The following is a 16,472-nucleotide window of genomic DNA, read 5'->3' as shown; positions in this document are numbered from 1 at the left end:
ATGTTTATCCATATAGTCGCAAATGCCGCCATAGGCCAGTCTCTCAGCGGCGGAGACAGGATATTCATGGAATGCGCGGGGAGATGGGCCTCGCGCGGGCACAGGGTCCTGGTCTACGTCTGGGAAGAGGGCCTTGAGATGTGTAAAAGGAACAGGCTGGAAGGGGTCGAGTTCGTGCTCTGGCCTGCCGGGAGGTTCAAAAAGTACGGCTTTGCCCTCAATTACATGATGAGGACCGTTGAAGGCTCTCTGGGAGCGCTCAGAAAAAAGGCCGAAGAAGGCCCTCATATAGTCTACTCTGCCTCGGATTTCTGGCCTGACTCTATCCCCGCCTACCTGCTAAGCAAGAGGCTCAAGGCTAACTGGATAGCCGGCTTCTACCTTTTCGCGCCAGCCCCTTTTAAGGGCTTCCGGGGCGCGCATGCCGGGAGGAGGCTCCCCGACGCGAAGGCGCTATGCTACTACCTGCACCAAAAGCCCGTCTATAAGCTCATAAACAAAAAGGCCGACGCAGTCTTCGTCACCTGCGAAGATGACAGGGAGGTCTTCCTGAGCGCGGGGAGAGCCCCTCAGGATGTCGTTACCGTAAGGGGCGGGGTAGACGCTTTCGCACCCGTTGGGGCTCTGCCTTTGCGAAAAGACTACGACGCATGCTTTGTAGGCAGGTTCCATCCCCAGAAGGGGGTGCTGGAGCTTGTCGGAATATGGGAAGATGTGGTCAAGAGGCGGCCATCCGCCCGGCTGGCGCTCATAGGGGCCGACTCAGCCCGGTACAGGAAGATGGTAGAAGAAGAGATATCCTCAAGGGGGCTTGAAAAGCGCATAGACCTCCTCGGCTTCATGGACGGGGAGGACAAATACAGGATATTCCGGAGGAGCCGCGTCATAGTCCATCCTGCCGTATACGACAGCGGTGGCATGGCCGCGTGCGAGGGCATGGCATGGGGGCTCCCGGCGGTCGGCTTTGACCTGCCGGCGTTGAAGAGGTATTACCCGAAGGGCATGCTCAAGGCCCCGGTGGGCAGCTCTCGGGAATTCGCCCGACTCATACTCAGGCTCCTGGAAGATGAGCAGCTCTACGAGCGGACAAGGGATGACGCGGTCAGTCTGGCTAAAGAATGGGACTGGGGCAGGAGGGCGGATGAGCTGCTTTCGTATATGGAGAAGAGGTTCGGAACCCGTCTCTGAAGGACCGCGCAATGGGAAACGTCTTAAGTAACACGGCATGGATACTCTCGGCCAGCGCCTTCAACAAGGTATCGAGCATAGCGCTTGTGTTCATACTCTCGCGCTACCTGGGAGCGGCTGACTTCGGCAGGTTCTCCTTCGCTTTTTTCTATATAACGCTCTTTAGCTCAATAGCCGAGATGGGCCTTACGCCCGTCCTCATAAGGCGCATAAGGGCCGGGGAAGGGCAGCCGGGGGAAATGTTCGCGAAGGGGGTCTTCCTGGGCCTCTGCTCGAGTCTTGCCGCCATTGGGCTCGCGGTAGCCGGGGCCTTTTTCCTGGGCTTCGCGGAGGACGTGCGGCTTCTTATCGTCATCGCCTCCCTGGGGTTACTGGTATCGTTCAGGGACGTTACCTTCAGGTGGTTCCTCGAGGTACCTTTCCGGGCGTGGTTGAAGATGCGCGTACCCGCGCTGCTTGGGATGGCCTCAGAGCTCATGGGCCTCGTTGCCGTACTCGCGGCGGTCTACCTGGGCAAGGGCGTCGAGGTCATTCTGGCAGTTTACGTGCTCTCCAACGTCCCGGCCTTTATGCTTCTCGCTCTCCTTTCCTTCAGGGAGGCAGGGGCCGGCAGGGCTGTCACCTTCTCCCCGTTCAGCATATTGAAGGAGGCCTTCCCAATAGGCCTTTCCAATACCCTCAATACGTTCTATCTCATCTCCGGCTCCATCGTCCTCTATTTTTACGGCACTATCGAGAGCATGGGATACTTTGCCATCGCATTCCGGCTTACGACCTCTTTACGGATAATCCCGGAGGCGCTCATGAATTCGGTATTCCCGGCCCTCGCCTCGGCAAGGGAAGACCTCCGGCAAGGCATCTTTTCCAGGAGCTTCGGGATGCTGACACTTGTCGCCATGCCGCTTGCCCTTGCCACAGCCGCCGCGGCAGACGAGATAGCGGTCTTCTTCGGAGGAAGCGATTTCGCTCCTGCCGGCGGCGCTATAGAGGTGCTTATCTGGGCTACGGCCTTCGCCTTTCTCAATACGTGCGCGCGGTCTACATTCAATGCCGTCTCGCTCGGCGGTAGCAACCTCTCGGTCTCGTCAGCCATGGGTGCGCTCTCTATCGCGCTCTCTTTTGCCCTGATACCGGCATGGGGCCTCACCGGGGCGGCGTGGTCGCTCGCCATTACCGAGGCTGCGGGGTTTGCGCTGAACGTCATGGTCTTGAGCCGACAGGGGCTCAGGCTCCCGTTCGGCCTTCTCGCAAGATATGGCGCGGCCGGGCTTTGCATGCTGGCGTGCGTTTTGTGGCTCCCCAATATGTTTTTGCAGGTCCTTGTAGGGGTTGCGGCCTACGGGGGGGCAGCCGCGCTCCTCGTCATCCCCTCAGAAGGAACGCTGCCGGGAATGAAGTGAGCAGAGCGCCTATCCGCATCTCCCTGGTAAAGGAAAAGTCTCTGCCAGTGAAGGCCTCTTTCCACCGGGTATTTTGAAGGCCCTCCGGCACAATTACGCAGGTATCCTCCCAGCAATCCCCGCCGGCAGGCCATCTCCTTTCAGGTACTACGGAGGTCATAAAGCGCGGGGCGATGACAAGCGCGGCCTCATCCCCGAGCACCCTGGCAAAGGCGATGATACTTCTTTTGTGCCTGCCGCAGGCCTCTATCGGCAGGTATGAGCCGTCCCTGAAAAGCCCAATGGCCTTTCGCCTCTCTGAAAGCGCCAAATGGGTCGTGAAGAGCTTTATCCTGCCGTCCTCGGGGGCGGAGAGCATGCCTTCCAGAAGTCCGGCCCTGTCCTTTTCGAGCCCCGCGCGCACCTCCTTCAGGAGCTTGATCCTCTTTGCGAAGTCAACCGGACGGCGGTTGTCAGGGTCGACAAGGCTTAAGTCCCACAGTTCGGCGCCCTGGTAAAAATCCGGCACGCCAGGCGAGGCGGCCTTCACAATGAGCTGGGAGAGCGAATTGATGATCCCGTACCACGCGACCTTTTTCTGGAACGGGACGAACGCTTTCAGGAACGCGTTCCCGGGTACATCCTTGAGGATACCGTCCATGAACCGGATAAAGGCATCTTCATAGTCCTTGTCCGGTTTGAGCCATGCCGTGTGTATCTTCGCCTCCCGGACGGCCTTTATCATGTATGTTCTTACGCGCTCCCTGTATGCGCTGTGCTCTTCCTCGAAAGGGAAAGAGCCTATGAGGGTCTGATAGAGGAAGTACTCATCATTCCTGTCAGGCACGCGCAAGCCGCCTGCGACCCTCTTTTTTCTCCTGTTGAGGGCGCTCCATTTCCTTAACGCCGCCTCCCACTCCCCAGGCATCTCGGAGAGGACGTTTATCCTCGCCCTCACGTCTTCGCCCCGTTTTGTATCGTGCGTGGAGGTCGCGTTCATGGAATGGGGGCGAAGTTCGGAAGCGCCCATGTTCCTTGAATGGAAGGCTTCAAGGGTGCCGCCGAACCGTCCGGGCGAACCGCCGACCTCGTTTAATGAGATGAGCCGGTTGTAGATGTAAAACAGCGTGTCCTCGACGCCCTTTGCCATGAGCGGGCCGGTAAACTGCTGAAAGCGCATGGAGAACTTGAGCCACTCGTTCTTCTCGTCATCGCTCAGGTATTCGCGGAAGTTAAGCGTCAGCACCTTCTCTAAAAAGGTCAGCTCGTGCAGAAGGGCCGGGTTTTCCGCTATCGCCCTGTAGACCGCCTCTTTTATGTACCTCAAGTCGGTATCCGTGAGAGACTCGTTGCTTATGTATGTCCTGTAGACCGGGAAAGAGGCCATGACGGCGACTATGGCCCTTTTGAGGCCCGGAAGGGTTATGTCGCTTCCGTACCTGTCGTTCTTGAGCGTGAACTTGAGCATCTGGGCAAGGTTGCCGACGTCGCTCATCATGTCGATCTCGGTTATGAGCTTTTTCTTTTCAACGAAAAGCGCCCCGTAACGTTCTTTGATACCGGTGAAGTTCGAGTATATCTTCGTGAACCTCGAATCGTTGCCGGCGTCGCAAAAGAGGCCGTTTACGGCGGCCAGAAAGTCGTACCCGGTCGTGCCCTCGACCGGCCAGGTGAACGGGATATCCTCATCGTGGTCAAGTATCTTCTCTACTATTATGTATGCCTCCCCGGCGCGCTCTCTAAGCCTCCTGAGATATGCCAGCGGATTCGACAGGCCGTCGATGTGGTCCACCCGCAAGCCTGTAACTCCGCTCTCCAGGAGCTTGAACAGGAGTGAATGGGTCTTCTCGAAGACGAATTCGTCATCGGTCCGGAGCGTAATAAGCCCGTTTATGTTGAAGAACCTCCTGTAGTTTATCTCCTCCGCCGCGACCTTCCAGAACGAGAGCTTGAAGAATTGCTCGGAGAGGAGCCTGTCGAGGAGGTTGAAGCTTTCAGGGTCTCCTGTGCTGCCGTTGAAGGAGGCCAGGTTGTCGTCGATGTGCCTTTTGACCTGGACGTTGCCGGTAAAGAGCTCCCAGAGCATCCGCTTTACGAAGAGCACCTGGTCCTGAAGCTCTTCTTCCTCGCCAGCCGGGGGCAGGTTCTTTAAGACGTATAATATGCCGAGGAGCTTGATATAATCAGGGTGCTCTCTGCCGAGCTGGAACGTGAGTCTTCTCAGGCCGTAGGTCAGGAAGGCCGCATAGGAATCGATCTTCAGGGGGAAGCTTAAATTGAAGTAGGTCACCTTGAGCCCCTCGTCTGAATAAACGAGCCGTATCTCCCCGGCCTCCAGCGCCTCGCCGTAGATCCTGCCAAGGAAAGGCGCGAGCACCTTGTCCTTTATGCCTTCGTACGGGTGGTCCCATTCTATGTCGAAGAAGACAGCGTTCCTCGAGTTCATCCCTTTTTCGAGCACGTCCATCAGAAGCGCGTTCGCGCCGTCATAGGCCATGTGGTTCGGCACGAAGTCCTGCACCCATCCCATGCCCATCGTCTTGAGCCTCTCAAGGAGGGATCCCAGCTCCTCGAACGTGCCTATCTCCGGGTTTATCCTGTTGTGGTCTACGATATCATAGCCGTGGAGGCTGCCTTTCCGGGCCGTAAAGACAGGGGAGGCGTATATGTCGGAGACGCCGAGGTCATAGAGGTAGGCCAATATGCCGGCGGCGTCCTTGAGGCTGAGCGACGCGTTGAACTGAAGCCTGTAGGTCGAAGAGGGTACCCTCATCCGGATACCTTCATATGGAAGTAGCTGCCCAGGTCATCGAAAACGGCCACCCACTTCCTTGAGCCGTCGTCCCCTTCCCCGGCCTTTGCCTTAACGCCGGGGTAGACCTTTCTGCCAAGCTGATAATAGATGTTCTGCGACTTCCACAGGTTGAGCTTCACAGGCGTTGCGCGCAGGAGCCGTAAGACGTCCCTTATACGTTCAAGGTCCTCAAGACGGCAAGGCTCGGCGGTCTCTTCCATGCGGGCGTTGATCCATGCGCCAGCGACATAGCCTATGGTGTCCGGGTCTATCTGGGCGGAGAGGTGCTGGCTTTTCTTTATGGTGGCGCCGAGGCCGTCGATGTCCAGCTCTTTTTCCTTCAGGATCTCCTCAAGGTCGTGGTTCAGTATGAACTCGGCCGACACTCCCAGCGGCCTGGGCAGCGGTATTCCGAGTTTCCTCAGAAAATCCATGGTCCCGTAGTTGCTTTCGAATATGTGCCTGTGAAAGCCCTCGATGTCCTTGTATGTGGCGAGCAGTATCTCGTTGATGATCTTTCTCTGCTGGTCCTTGAAGAGGTGCCAGAGCGAATAGCTCCCGGTGCCGAAGTGCTTGTCCATCAGCCGTATGACGTCAGGGATCTCTCCCCTGTCGAAGGCGGCTTTAAGGTCCGCCTTCGCCCTCGTGAACTCGTCCTCGCCCCTGAAGTACTTTATCCCGCAGTTTATGCTCACCTCTCCAAGGTGCAAGACGGCGGTAGAGAGCTTTGCTTCTTCCCATGTCACCTTCGATCCTATGACGGTCCTGCCGATGGCGAGCCTGTTCTTGCCGGCCTCTATCCTTTCAAGGGATTCGTTCAGGGCGTTGAAGGCGTAAATCTCCGTCTTCCTGTTGTGGTCGAAAAAAAGAGACGATATGGCGTGGTGCGCGCCGACCCTCAGCAGGTCCACCCTGGCGACCTTGACGAACATGTTGTAGGCGTTCCTCGCGTTCCCGTATATGTTGCTTGGCGCGCCTTCGAGCATCCCCTCGAACTCTGTTTCGAGCTCGGCGCCCGCGGCTTCAGACGCGAGCTGTATGGCCCTTGCCGCGTACATCATGACCTGTACGCCTTCTATGCCGGATACCTCGTCGAAGAACCAGCCGCAGCTCGTGTACATGAGCTGCGTATTCCTTTGACCCTCAAGGAGCTTGAGCGTCTTTACCTTTTCGTTCCTTCCCAGAGGCCTCCTCGCGTGGCTGGCGAAAAAGGCCTCTGCTTTCTCGGCAGACCTGTCGTTTATGATCTCTATGTACCCGTCCCTGGCTGCCCACGGGTCTTTGAGGTAAGCCGACGCCTCCTTCTCGTATATCGGGTCGAACGCGCGTTTGAGCCAGTCAAAGGCCTCCCTTAAAGGCGCCCTCCATGCCTGGTTCCAATCCGGGTAGCCGCCCGTAGAGCAGCCGCAGTCAGCTCTCCAGCGCTCAATGCCGTGCGCGCAGCTCCAGGATGAGTTCTCGTGTATCTCCACCGTGTTTTCAGGGGGGAACCTCTCAAGGTACTCGCCGTAGTTGGTGAACTTCGCCAGCCCCTGCGACTCTATGAAGTGCATGCAATATGAGAGCGCCATGTCCCCGTGCCTGTGGTGATGGCCGTACGACTCGCCGTCGGTGGCTATATGGACGAGGGCCGCCGCCCTTTCATCGGACTGGAACGCGCCGGCGAGCCTTTTCGCGAAGTTCTCCCCGTTGTCCAGCAGGTTGCCGAAGCCCACTTCATGGGAGATCTCGCCGTTGTAGAAGAAGATGGCGATGCTCCTGCCTGAAGGCAGATGGCAGAGGTATGGCATTGAGGTGTCCAGGCGCTCATCGGTAAGCTCCTTCCATCTGGCGCCCTTATGGTTCTTTTTGACCCTCTTTGCCTGCCTTGGGGCGAGTATGGTGAACCTGACGCCGGTCTCGGAGAGCACTTCGAGCGTTTCGGTATCCACCGCTGTCTCCGGGAGCCACATGCCTTCAGGCTCCCTGCCGAAGCGCGACTTGAAATCCTTTATGCCCCATATGACCTGGGTGCGCTTGTCCCTCCTGTCGGCAAGAGGCATTATCATGTGGTTGTAGACCTGGGCTATGGCAGAGCCGTGGCCCGAGTAACGCTCCATGCTCGCGCGGTCGGCTTCCATGATATTCTTGTAGGCGTCCGAGCTCTCCTGCATGCTGTAGAGCAGGGTGGGGCCGAAGTTGAAGCTCATCTTTGAGTAGTTGTTGACTATCTCGATTATCTTGAGATCAGGGCCGAGTATGCGGGCTGCCGAGTTGGGCTCGTAGCATTCGGCTGTTATCCTCTGGTTCCAGTCATGGTAAGGGTAGGCCGAGTCCTGCAGCTCGATATGCTCAAGCCACGGGTTCTCCCTCGGGGGCTGGTAGAAGTGGCCGTGTATGCAGATGTATTTCTCCATTCAGGCCCGCTCCCTTATGTAGAGGGCGAAGCTCAGCGGATTCACCTCTTGCTCCGCACCCCCTTCTCCCGCCGCGGGCAGGCTTCCTCCAGGCCCATCCCATTCCGGCCCGGCGGAATCTATCTTCCTCGTCCATCTGCCAGGGGGGAAGGGCACCGGTATCCGAGCTGTATCTCTATTGAAGCTGAAGAGCGCGAAGGCCGCGCTATCTTTTTTTTCCCTCAAAAGGAATACGATCTTCTCTTCTTCCGACCCCCAGGCCCTTGCAACAGCTTCACTTGAGACCCCAAGGGCGGGTATTGACCGGCGCATCTCGATAAGGGCCCTGTACAGGTCGAGAAGGGTTTTTTTATGCCCCGAACGCCTGGACTCCCACCTGAGCATGGAGGCGTGAAAGGTCTCCGGGCTGTCGGGCATTGGCGGCTCTCCCTGCCACTGGAACTCCTCGAACTCCTTTTTCCTGCCTTCCCTTATTGCCTGTATCAGCTCCTCGTTGCCGTGGTCTACGAAGTAGAGGAATGGCGCATCCTCGCCGTATTCTTCGCCCATGAAGATAAGCGGGATATAAGGGGAGAGAAGAAGGAGCCCGGCCGAGAGCTTGAGCCCATCGAAAGAGGTGAGCTTCGCGAGCCTCTCCCCGAGCATCCGGTTGCCGGCCTGGTCATGGTTCTGGACGCTCACTATGAAGCGCTCCTTCGGGATAAGGGCAGATGGGCTCCCGAAGCTTCTTTTCCTGTAGGCCGAATACTGCCCCGAGTAGACGAACCCGTCGTTGAGTGATCTTGCAAGATGGGATATCGACCCGAAGTCCGCGTAGTAGCCGTTCCGTTCCCCTGTAAGGAGCGCGTGTATCGAATGGTGGAAGTCGTCGCACCAGAGCGCGTCAAGGCCGTAGCCGTACTCGCCTGTTGAGACCAGTTTCGTGTCATTCAGGTCCGATTCGGCGAAGAGATGGAAGGCGCGGCCCTGGTCCAAAGAGAACTCCGCCGTCTTTTTTTTCAGGAAGGCCAGGAAGGCAAACGCGCTCATGTCTATTATGGCGTGTACCGCGTCGAGCCTGAGGGCGTCCATATGGAAGCGCTCGAACCAGTAAAGGGCGTTCTCCACGAAGTAGTTCCTTACATGGTCGCTTTCAGGCCCGTCGAAGTTTATTGCCGCCCCCCACGGGGTCTTATACCTTTCCGTGAAATATGGGCCGAAGTCCGCGATATAGTTCCCCTCCGGGCCGAGGTGGTTGTATACGACGTCCAGTACGACTGCAATGCCCCTTTTGTGGCATTCGTCTACGAGCCTCTTGAGGGCCAGCGGGCCGCCATAGCTATTTTGCACGGCGAAGGGAAATACCCCGTCGTAGCCCCAGTTCCTTTTCCCGGGGAACTGCGCCACGGGCATAAGCTCCAGGGCGTTTATTCCAAGTTCCTTAAGCTCGTCGAGCCTCGTGATTATCGATCCGAAGTCCCCGGCCCTTGTAAAGGTCCCTGTGTGTACTTCGTATATGACAAGGCTTCCCGGCGCCAGTCCCTTCCACCCCTTGTCATTCCATTTAAAGGAAGAGTGGTCTATGACCTCCGAGGGACCGAAGACCCCGAGAGGCTGATAATGCGAGGCAGGGTCGGCCCTCTCGCATCCGTTGAGCGAAAAGAAATACCTCGACCCGGGGCGGGCGTCGGCCACGAAGGCGTGCCAGTATCCGGAGCCGTCCTTTTCCATTGCTATTCTGCGCTTATGGGACTCCCCTGGCATTTCAAGGACAAGCCCGACCGCGGGAGCAACAGGTGCCCAGACCGTGAAACGGCATGCTCCGTCTTCGAGGATGGCTCCTATCTTCATCGAACCTGAAAACGGCCGGCATTTATTGGACTTATACGGCCTGTGGCCGGGATACGGCATGGTAAAAAGCTTACATAAAGTCTATATCCGTATAAGGATAAGTCAATCGAAGGTGATGGGGGGTAACGCCGTTCATCTCCTGCCCCCGTCAGGCTGCCATCTCCAGTTGAGTATCTCAGGCGGGTCGATCCCGAACTGGTCTATGTAATTTCTGTGGTCGATGAGCTTTCTTGAGTACTTGATCACGAGCTTCTCCGCCAGGGCCGCCTTGCCGGGGTCTCCGGCGGCTATCTCCTCGGCGGCCTTCATGACCAGGTGGTACCTGCTGACGCGGTTACGCACCAGCATGTCAAAGGGGGTGGTGGTCGTGCCCTCCTCCCTGTAGCCGTTTATGTCGAAGCGGCTGTTGCCGGGCCTCTCCCAGACGAGCTGTTTTATGGCTGAGGTGTATCCGTGGAAGTTAAAGAGGACCGGGCAGTCGAGAGGGAATATCCTCTGGAACCGCGCCTCATCGAGCCCGCCCGGGTACTTCTGCGGTATGCCGAGCACGAGTATGTCTATGACGTTCACGACGCGTATCCTCCAGTCCGGGGCCTCCTCTCTCAATATCCGCGCCGCTGCCATCACCTCAAGCGTCAGGTTGTTGCCGCACCCGGCGAGCACAAGCTCCGGGTCCTCGCCGCCGTTGGTCGACGCCCAGCTCCAGATGCCTATGCCCGCCTGGCAGTCTTCGATGGCTTCCTCCATGGTAAGCCACTGCGCCATCGGCTGTTTGCTCGCGATGATCAGGTTTATCTGGTCGGTCGAGGCAAGGGCGTTGCTGATGGTGCAAAGGAGCGTGTTCGCGTCAGGCGGCAGGTATATGCGGTAGATATAGCCCTTTTTCGTAAGGAGGTTATTTATGAAGCCAGGCCCCTGGTGGGAGTAGCCGTTGTGCTCCTGCCTCCAGGCCTCCGAGGTGAGGATGAAGTTGAGGGACGATATAGGGAGCCTCCATGGCACCTCGAGGGCGGATTTCAGGAACTTCGAGTATTGGTTGGCCATGCCGTCCACTATCTGCAGGAATGCCTCGTAGCACGGGAAGACCCCGTGCCTGCCGGTAAGGAGATAGCCTTCGAGCCATCCAAGGCAGTTGTGCTCGTTTAGGACCTCAAGGACCATGCCTTCAGGGCCGATCTTCTCGGACCCTGGCGGCACCGGCCATACGTACTGCCTGTTGGTGACGTCGAGGACGGCCTCTAGCCTGTTCGATTCAAGCTCATCCGGGCAGACGATACGGAAGTTCCGTTCCTCGCGGTTCCTTATCATGAGGTCTTTAAAGTACTGGCCGAGCGCCTCCATCGCGCTCGCCTCCTTTGCGCCCCGGCCCTTCACCTCTACCCAGCGCTCATCGAGCGGCGGTAGCTTTAACGGGACCCTTTTCCTGCCGCCTATGCTGTATGGGTTCATGGACATCCTTAGCTCGCCAGCCGGGCATTGCGAAAGGATATCCTGGGCTGGCCTTCCGTCCCTGTCGAATAACTCCCATGGCCTGTATGAGCGGAGCCATTCCTCTATGGCCTTCATGTGGGCCGTGTTCTTGATCAAGTCCTTTCCAGGCACCTGGTGCGACCTGAAGGAGCCTTCCACAATCTTGCCGTCCATCTTCTTGGGCCCCGTCCAGCCCTTGGGGGTCTTGAGTATTATCATGGGCCACTTGGGCCTCTCTGGCATCTTCCCGGCCCTCGATGCGCCCTGAAGCGCTCGTATCTTGTCGTAGGCTCTGTCGAGCGCCGCGTCATACTCGTCATGCACGTCTGTACCGGCGGAGACTATCTCAACCCCGTGGCCGTAGCCTCTGAAAAGGCTTGTAAGCTCCTCGTCGGTCATGGTGCCGAATATGGTGGGGGAGGATATCTTAAAGCCGTTAAGGTGCAGTATCGGAAGCACAGCCCCGTCGGTAGCCGGGTTCAGGAACTTGTTCGAGTGCCAGCCCCCGGCGGTGGGGCCGGTCTCGGCCTCGCCGTCGCCCACAAGGCAGACGGTAATGAGCCCCGGGTTGTCGAGCACCGTTCCGTATGAGGTCGAAAGGGCATAGCCGAGCTCGCCACCCTCGTGTATTACCCCGGGGAGTGCCGGGTTAAGGTGGCTGGGGAACCTGTCAGGCCATGAAAACCATTTGAGGAACGTTCTCAAGCCTTCCATGTCGAGCGTAAGCTCCGGATATATCTCGGTGAGGGCGCCCTCAAGGTACATGTTCGCGAGGTTGGCCGCCGCGCCGTGGCCGGGCCCGGTCACGAAAAGGACGCTCGCGTTGGTCTTCAGTATGAGCCTGTTGAGGTGGAGGTAGGTGAGGTTTATGCCGGGGGCGGTGCCCCAATGGCCCAGGAGCCGCTCCTTAACGTGCCCGGCCTTCAAAGGCTCTTCCATGAGCGGGTTGTCCTTAAGGTATATCTGCGCGGCGGCGAGATAGTTTACGGCCCTGAAGTACCGGTCTACCGCCGTGCCGGCCGCATAATCGCGTTTTGCCTTTTCATGGCTCTTCATCGTCACCTCCATATTTATACATTAAACTTTATCACATTCTGAGGATCGAAGCGGGCAACAGCCAGGAGAAGACCGTCCTTCTTTGTTTCTTCTTGAAAACAGGGGCGCCGGCCCTTACAATACGCCCACTTATGGAACAGCTTCCGATCCCGTTCACACAAGACTTAAGCCACGTAAGGGAACTCATTGAGCGGGCCTCAGGGCGCGCTGTCTCGATTACAGTCACAGATAATTCAACGAGGATGGTCTCCGCGAAGGGAGGGCAGGGCGAGGTAGCCTTAAGGCTCCACAGGATATTCCTTTCCGCGCCTAAAGAGGTCCTCGGGGAGTTAGGCCGCTTCATAGCCGGCAGCCGTATAAAGACCCCGCTCGTGAACCGCTTTATAAGGGATAAGCGCCTGGAGCTACAGGGCAAGCCCAGGAATGAGCGGCTTCGGCCGAGCGGCAGGTGCCATGACCTCGCCGAGATATTCGGCGCTGTCAACCGCGAGTACTTCAGCGGCTCTATAGCCGCCTCTATCACATGGTCAAGGAGACAGCCCGGCAGGGTGCGCAGAAGAACGCTCGGCTCGTACTCATTCGCCTCCCGGACCGTCAGGGTCTCCGCGATCCTCGATTCCCCTGCCGTACCCCGGTTCTTTGTCGAGTTCATCGTCTACCATGAGATGCTTCACGCCCACCTCGGCATGGAGCGCAAAGGGGAGAGGATGAGCGTCCATTCAAGAGAGTTCAGGCGAAAAGAAAAGGAGTTCAAGCTATTCCAGCTCGCTACGGCCTGGGAGAGGTCTAACAGGCACCTCCTTTGACATTTTCCTGGAACCTGCCAGAATAGAATTGTTGATTTAGGGCAATTAGAAATGGTACATTCCTTGTACTAATCCAACCAGAGTTTATCGGCCCTTGCTGATAACTCCCTTCTAAAAAAAGACGAGAACTGTACGTATCTGGCTCAGAGATACTTTCGATTACGGTTTCTGACAGGCTGTAGCTCTGTAATTGAGGTTCCAGTTGTTTCGGTTTCCCGTTCCACCGGCAGCCCAGGCGGATAAACCTGACTGCGTCGATCACCTCTGTTTGCGGCACATAATCACAAATCTGCAAAGGAGAAACGTGTAATGGAAAGCTCATCGTTGATGATCCTGTTCGCTCTGGGCTCCGCGGTGCTGGGCATCATCTATGCCGTGTATCTTGCCTTCTGGGTGAAAGGGCTGGATGGCGGGACCCCGGAGATGAGGAAGATCCAGGCCGCTATCCATGAAGGCGCTTCAGCCTATATGGCGAGGCAGTTCAAGACAGTGGCAGTTGTGGCCGCGGTGATATTCGTGCTCCTCTGGGTAGCTGGTTCATGGTCAAAGCACTTTGGCCTGCTTACCGCATGCGGCTTCCTGGTCGGCGGCGTGGCCTCAGGCATCTCCGGCTATGTCGGCATGATGGTGGCGGTACGGGCCAACGCCAAGACGGCGCAGGCCGCGCACAATGGCCTCAACGCCGCGTTGCAGGTGGCATTCAGGGGCGGGGCTGTAACGGGCCTCCTCCTCATAGGCCTGGGCCTTCTGGCGGTAACAGGCTTCTATGTTGTAGCCATAAGTGTAGCAGACGAGGGGCACGCGGTGGCCTCTTTACTCTCCCTCGGCCTTGGCGGCAGCTTGATATCCCTTTTCGCGAGGGTCGGCGGCGGCATATATACGAAGGCCGCGGACGTCGGGGCTGACCTCGTCGGAAAGTTAGAGGCCGGGATACCGGAGGATGACCCGAGGAACGCGGCCGTAATAGCCGATAACGTCGGCGACAATGTCGGCGACTGCGCCGGCATGGCTGCGGACCTCTTCGAGACCTACGCCGTCACGACGGTCGCCACGATGGCGCTGGCCCATATCCTCTTCCCAGGATCGCAGACGGCGATGCTCTTCCCGCTGGTCCTCGGCGGGGCCGCGATAATTATGACTATAATAGGCAGCTGGTTCGTAAAGGTCGGCTCGAGCAACAACATAATGGCCGCCCTCTACAAGGGCTTCGTCGCCACAGCCGTGCTCGCGGCGGCGGCCTTCTACCCTGTCACCTACTACCTGATGGACGGGGTCGGGGGCATAGGCTGGTCCAGTTATTACCTGTGCGCGCTTATAGGCCTGGCCGTTACGATAGCGCTGGTCGTGATAACGGACTACTACACCGCCAAGCACTACAGCCCGGTCCAGGAGATAGTCTCGGCGTCGATATCCGGCCACGCTACCAATATCATAGCCGGGCTGGCTGTCGGCAAGCAGGCGACGGCCCTGCCGGTCCTGGTAATAGCCGGGGCCATACTCGCGAGCTTCCACCTCGCCGGGCTCTTCGGCGTGGCTGTCGCGGCTGAGGCCATGCTCACCATGGCAGGGATAGTCGTCGCGATAGACTCCTTCGGCCCCATTACAGATAACGCCGGCGGCATCGCCGAGATGGCGAATATGGGCAGTTCCGTAAGGGCCATTACGGACCCGCTCGACGCGGTCGGCAATACGACCAAGGCCGTCACAAAGGGATACGCCATAGGCTCGGCGGCCCTTGCCGCGATAGTCCTCTTTGCCGAGTATACAAGGATCATCTCCACCGGCGGGGCGCAGGTCATATTCGACCTCTCTGATCCGCTTGTGCTGGTAGGCCTCTTTATAGGCGGCATGCTGCCCTTCTACTTTGCCGCCCAGCTCTTGAAGGCCGTCGGAAAAGCGGCAGGGGCGATAGTCGACGAGGTGAGAAGGCAGTTCAGGGAGATAAAGGGCATAATGGATGGCAGCGCCCAGCCCGAGTACGGCAAATGCGTCGATATCGTCACAACGGCGGCCATACAGAAGATGGTCATACCATCTCTCATACCTGTCATAGCGCCGATAGCGGTCGGGGTGGTCCTTGGGCCCAAGGCCCTCGGCGGGGTGCTCGTCGGGTCGATCGTGACCGGGCTTTTCGTGGCTATAAAGATGACATCCGGCGGGGCGGCGTGGGATAACGCCAAGAAGTTCATAGAGGAAGGGGCCCACGGCGGCAAGCACAAGCCGGCCCACCAGGCGGCCGTTACTGGCGACACCGTCGGCGACCCATATAAAGACACCGCAGGCCCGGGCATCAACCCGATGATAAAGGTCATAAACCTTGTGGCAGTGCTCTTCGGGACGCTGCTCTTCACGTAAGCTGAAATGAACGAAGGCCCCGGAGGGTTCTCCCGCCGGGGCCTTTTTTTTCAGCTCTTTTACCTTAAGCCGTCTGCCGCCTTGCCCTTATGAACTCTATCACTCCGGGCATTATCGAAAGCACTATTATGGCGAGGATGACGATGGTGAAGTTCTCCTTCACTATGGGGAGGCTCCCGAAGAAGTAGCCTCCGAAGACGAAGATCGATATCCAGGCTATTCCTCCTGTTATGTTGTAGATGAGGAACTTGCCGTAGGACATGGCCCCGACTCCAGCCACAAACGGCGCGAATGTGCGGACTATGGGCACGAACCTGGCGAATATTATCGTCCTGGCGCCGTACTTCTCATAGAACCTGTGCGTCCTGTCGAGGTACTCCTTCCTGAATATCCTGCTATCCGTCTTTTTGAAGACCTTGGGGCCGAGGTAGCGGCCTATGGCGTAATTGACGGAGTCTCCGAGTATCGCCGCTATCGAGAGGCCGGCTACAAGGTATTCTATCTTCAATGAACCGAGGGCGGCGAAGTTGCCGATGGCGAAAAGGAGCGAGTCGCCCGGGAGTATCGGCGTTACGACAAGGCCTGTCTCGCAGAAGATTATGAGAAAGAGTATGGCGTAGGTCCAGCCCCCGTATGCCTGTATCACCGCGCTCAGGTGCCTGTCCAGGTGCATGAATATCTCTATGAAATCCTTTATAAGCTCCATATTCCCCTCTTTTGTCCGGGTGTGCGAAACCACAACACTATAAGTTATGCGGGCCGCTCAAGTCAATGGCGGCTTTAAACGTTGCTCAATATGGGCACGGCACCTTTGCCAGGCCGCCTGAGGCCTGTATTTACGAGCGATTTGACACCCCGCCCCTCCGATATATAATCAAGGTAATCAGGTAAATAAGGCGCTGAAGCCTGGTCTTTCTGGCAACGGGGTCAGGCGTTCAGGGAAATAGGAGGGATACTTATGCTTTCATGGGCGATAACATTCCTCATAATAGCCATAATCGCGGCCGTGCTGGGTTTCGCCGGGATAGCGGGGACCGCCGCGTGGATCGCGAAGCTCCTTTTCGTGGTCTTCATCATACTCTTCGTCGTCTCTCTCATCGCTGGCAGGGGCAGGCCCGCCGCCTGAACCAGGTTTGCAATTTGCCCGTCAGCCAAAAGAGGTTGCGAGCGAGTCCCGCGGCCTCTTTTTTTATTTCCA

General features: G+C 57.7%; 10 protein-coding genes. 5 read left to right on the top strand and 5 right to left on the bottom strand.

Annotated elements, in window-relative coordinates; all coding sequences use genetic code 11:
• Together A2V21_304530 and A2V21_304525 are read left to right on the top strand one after the other, a co-directional pair.
• Complete coding sequence (locus tag A2V21_304530; protein ID OIJ73593.1) at positions 1-1,188, top strand: hypothetical protein; 1,188 nt, start codon at positions 1-3, stop codon at positions 1,186-1,188.
• Between the two features lie 11 nt (positions 1,189-1,199).
• Positions 1,200-2,588, top strand: a complete 1,389-nt coding sequence (locus tag A2V21_304525; GenBank protein OIJ73592.1) for a hypothetical protein — start codon at positions 1,200-1,202, stop codon at positions 2,586-2,588.
• Here A2V21_304525 and A2V21_304520 read toward each other — a convergent pair.
• From A2V21_304520 to A2V21_304505, 4 genes are all read right to left on the bottom strand, one after another.
• Positions 2,551-5,340, bottom strand: coding sequence for a malto-oligosyltrehalose synthase (locus A2V21_304520; protein OIJ73591.1), 2,790 nt, complete (start codon positions 5,338-5,340; stop codon positions 2,551-2,553). The two genes, A2V21_304525 and A2V21_304520, sit on opposite strands and share 38 nt — an antisense overlap.
• A complete protein-coding gene (locus A2V21_304515; protein ID OIJ73590.1) occupies positions 5,337-7,757 on the bottom strand; it encodes a glycoside hydrolase in 2,421 nt (806 codons plus the stop codon). The genes A2V21_304520 and A2V21_304515 overlap by 4 nt, the downstream gene beginning before the upstream one ends.
• Positions 7,758-9,587, bottom strand: coding sequence for a malto-oligosyltrehalose trehalohydrolase (locus A2V21_304510; protein ID OIJ73589.1), 1,830 nt, complete (start codon positions 9,585-9,587; stop codon positions 7,758-7,760).
• A 132-nt stretch (positions 9,588-9,719) separates the two neighbouring features.
• Positions 9,720-12,119, bottom strand: coding sequence for a phosphoketolase (locus A2V21_304505; GenBank protein OIJ75048.1), 2,400 nt, complete (start codon positions 12,117-12,119; stop codon positions 9,720-9,722).
• A gap of 125 nt (positions 12,120-12,244) precedes the next feature.
• On the opposite strand from A2V21_304505, the gene A2V21_304500 reads away from it, so the two are divergent.
• Positions 12,245-12,919, top strand: a complete 675-nt coding sequence (locus tag A2V21_304500) for a hypothetical protein (GenBank protein OIJ73588.1) — start codon at positions 12,245-12,247, stop codon at positions 12,917-12,919.
• Positions 12,920-13,246: 327 nt separating this feature from the next.
• The gene (hppA, locus tag A2V21_304495) at positions 13,247-15,274 is read left to right on the top strand and encodes a sodium-translocating pyrophosphatase (protein ID OIJ75047.1); all 2,028 of its coding nucleotides are present in this window, start codon (positions 13,247-13,249) and stop codon (positions 15,272-15,274) included.
• A gap of 64 nt (positions 15,275-15,338) precedes the next feature.
• Here the strand turns inward: hppA and A2V21_304490 are convergent, their stop codons facing one another.
• Entirely contained in the window at positions 15,339-15,980 is a 642-nt protein-coding gene (locus A2V21_304490) for a hypothetical protein (GenBank protein OIJ73587.1), read from the bottom strand.
• Positions 15,981-16,232: 252 nt separating this feature from the next.
• Here A2V21_304490 and A2V21_304485 point away from each other — a divergent pair, with 252 nt between their 5' ends.
• Entirely contained in the window at positions 16,233-16,400 is a 168-nt protein-coding gene (locus A2V21_304485; protein ID OIJ73586.1) for a DUF1328 domain-containing protein, read from the top strand.
• Positions 16,401-16,472: the final 72 nt, after the last annotated feature.

The organism is Deltaproteobacteria bacterium GWC2_55_46 (genome assembly GCA_001595385.3).
Lineage (GTDB): Bacteria > Desulfobacterota > GWC2-55-46 > GWC2-55-46 > GWC2-55-46 > UBA5799.
This window is presented reverse-complemented; position numbering and strand designations above follow the sequence as displayed.

Coding starts and splice junctions, on each gene's coding strand:
- A2V21_304490 (OIJ73587.1), bottom strand. CDS start 15,980: ATGGAGCTTATAAAGGATTTCATAGAGATATTCATGCACCTGGACAGG.
- A2V21_304510 (OIJ73589.1), bottom strand. CDS start 9,587: ATGAAGATAGGAGCCATCCTCGAAGACGGAGCATGCCGTTTCACGGTC.
- A2V21_304500 (OIJ73588.1), top strand. CDS start 12,245: ATGGAACAGCTTCCGATCCCGTTCACACAAGACTTAAGCCACGTAAGG.
- A2V21_304525 (OIJ73592.1), top strand. CDS start 1,200: ATGGGAAACGTCTTAAGTAACACGGCATGGATACTCTCGGCCAGCGCC.
- A2V21_304530 (OIJ73593.1), top strand. CDS start 1: ATGTTTATCCATATAGTCGCAAATGCCGCCATAGGCCAGTCTCTCAGC.
- A2V21_304515 (OIJ73590.1), bottom strand. CDS start 7,757: ATGGAGAAATACATCTGCATACACGGCCACTTCTACCAGCCCCCGAGG.
- hppA (OIJ75047.1), top strand. CDS start 13,247: ATGATCCTGTTCGCTCTGGGCTCCGCGGTGCTGGGCATCATCTATGCC.
- A2V21_304520 (OIJ73591.1), bottom strand. CDS start 5,340: ATGAGGGTACCCTCTTCGACCTACAGGCTTCAGTTCAACGCGTCGCTC.
- A2V21_304485 (OIJ73586.1), top strand. CDS start 16,233: ATGCTTTCATGGGCGATAACATTCCTCATAATAGCCATAATCGCGGCC.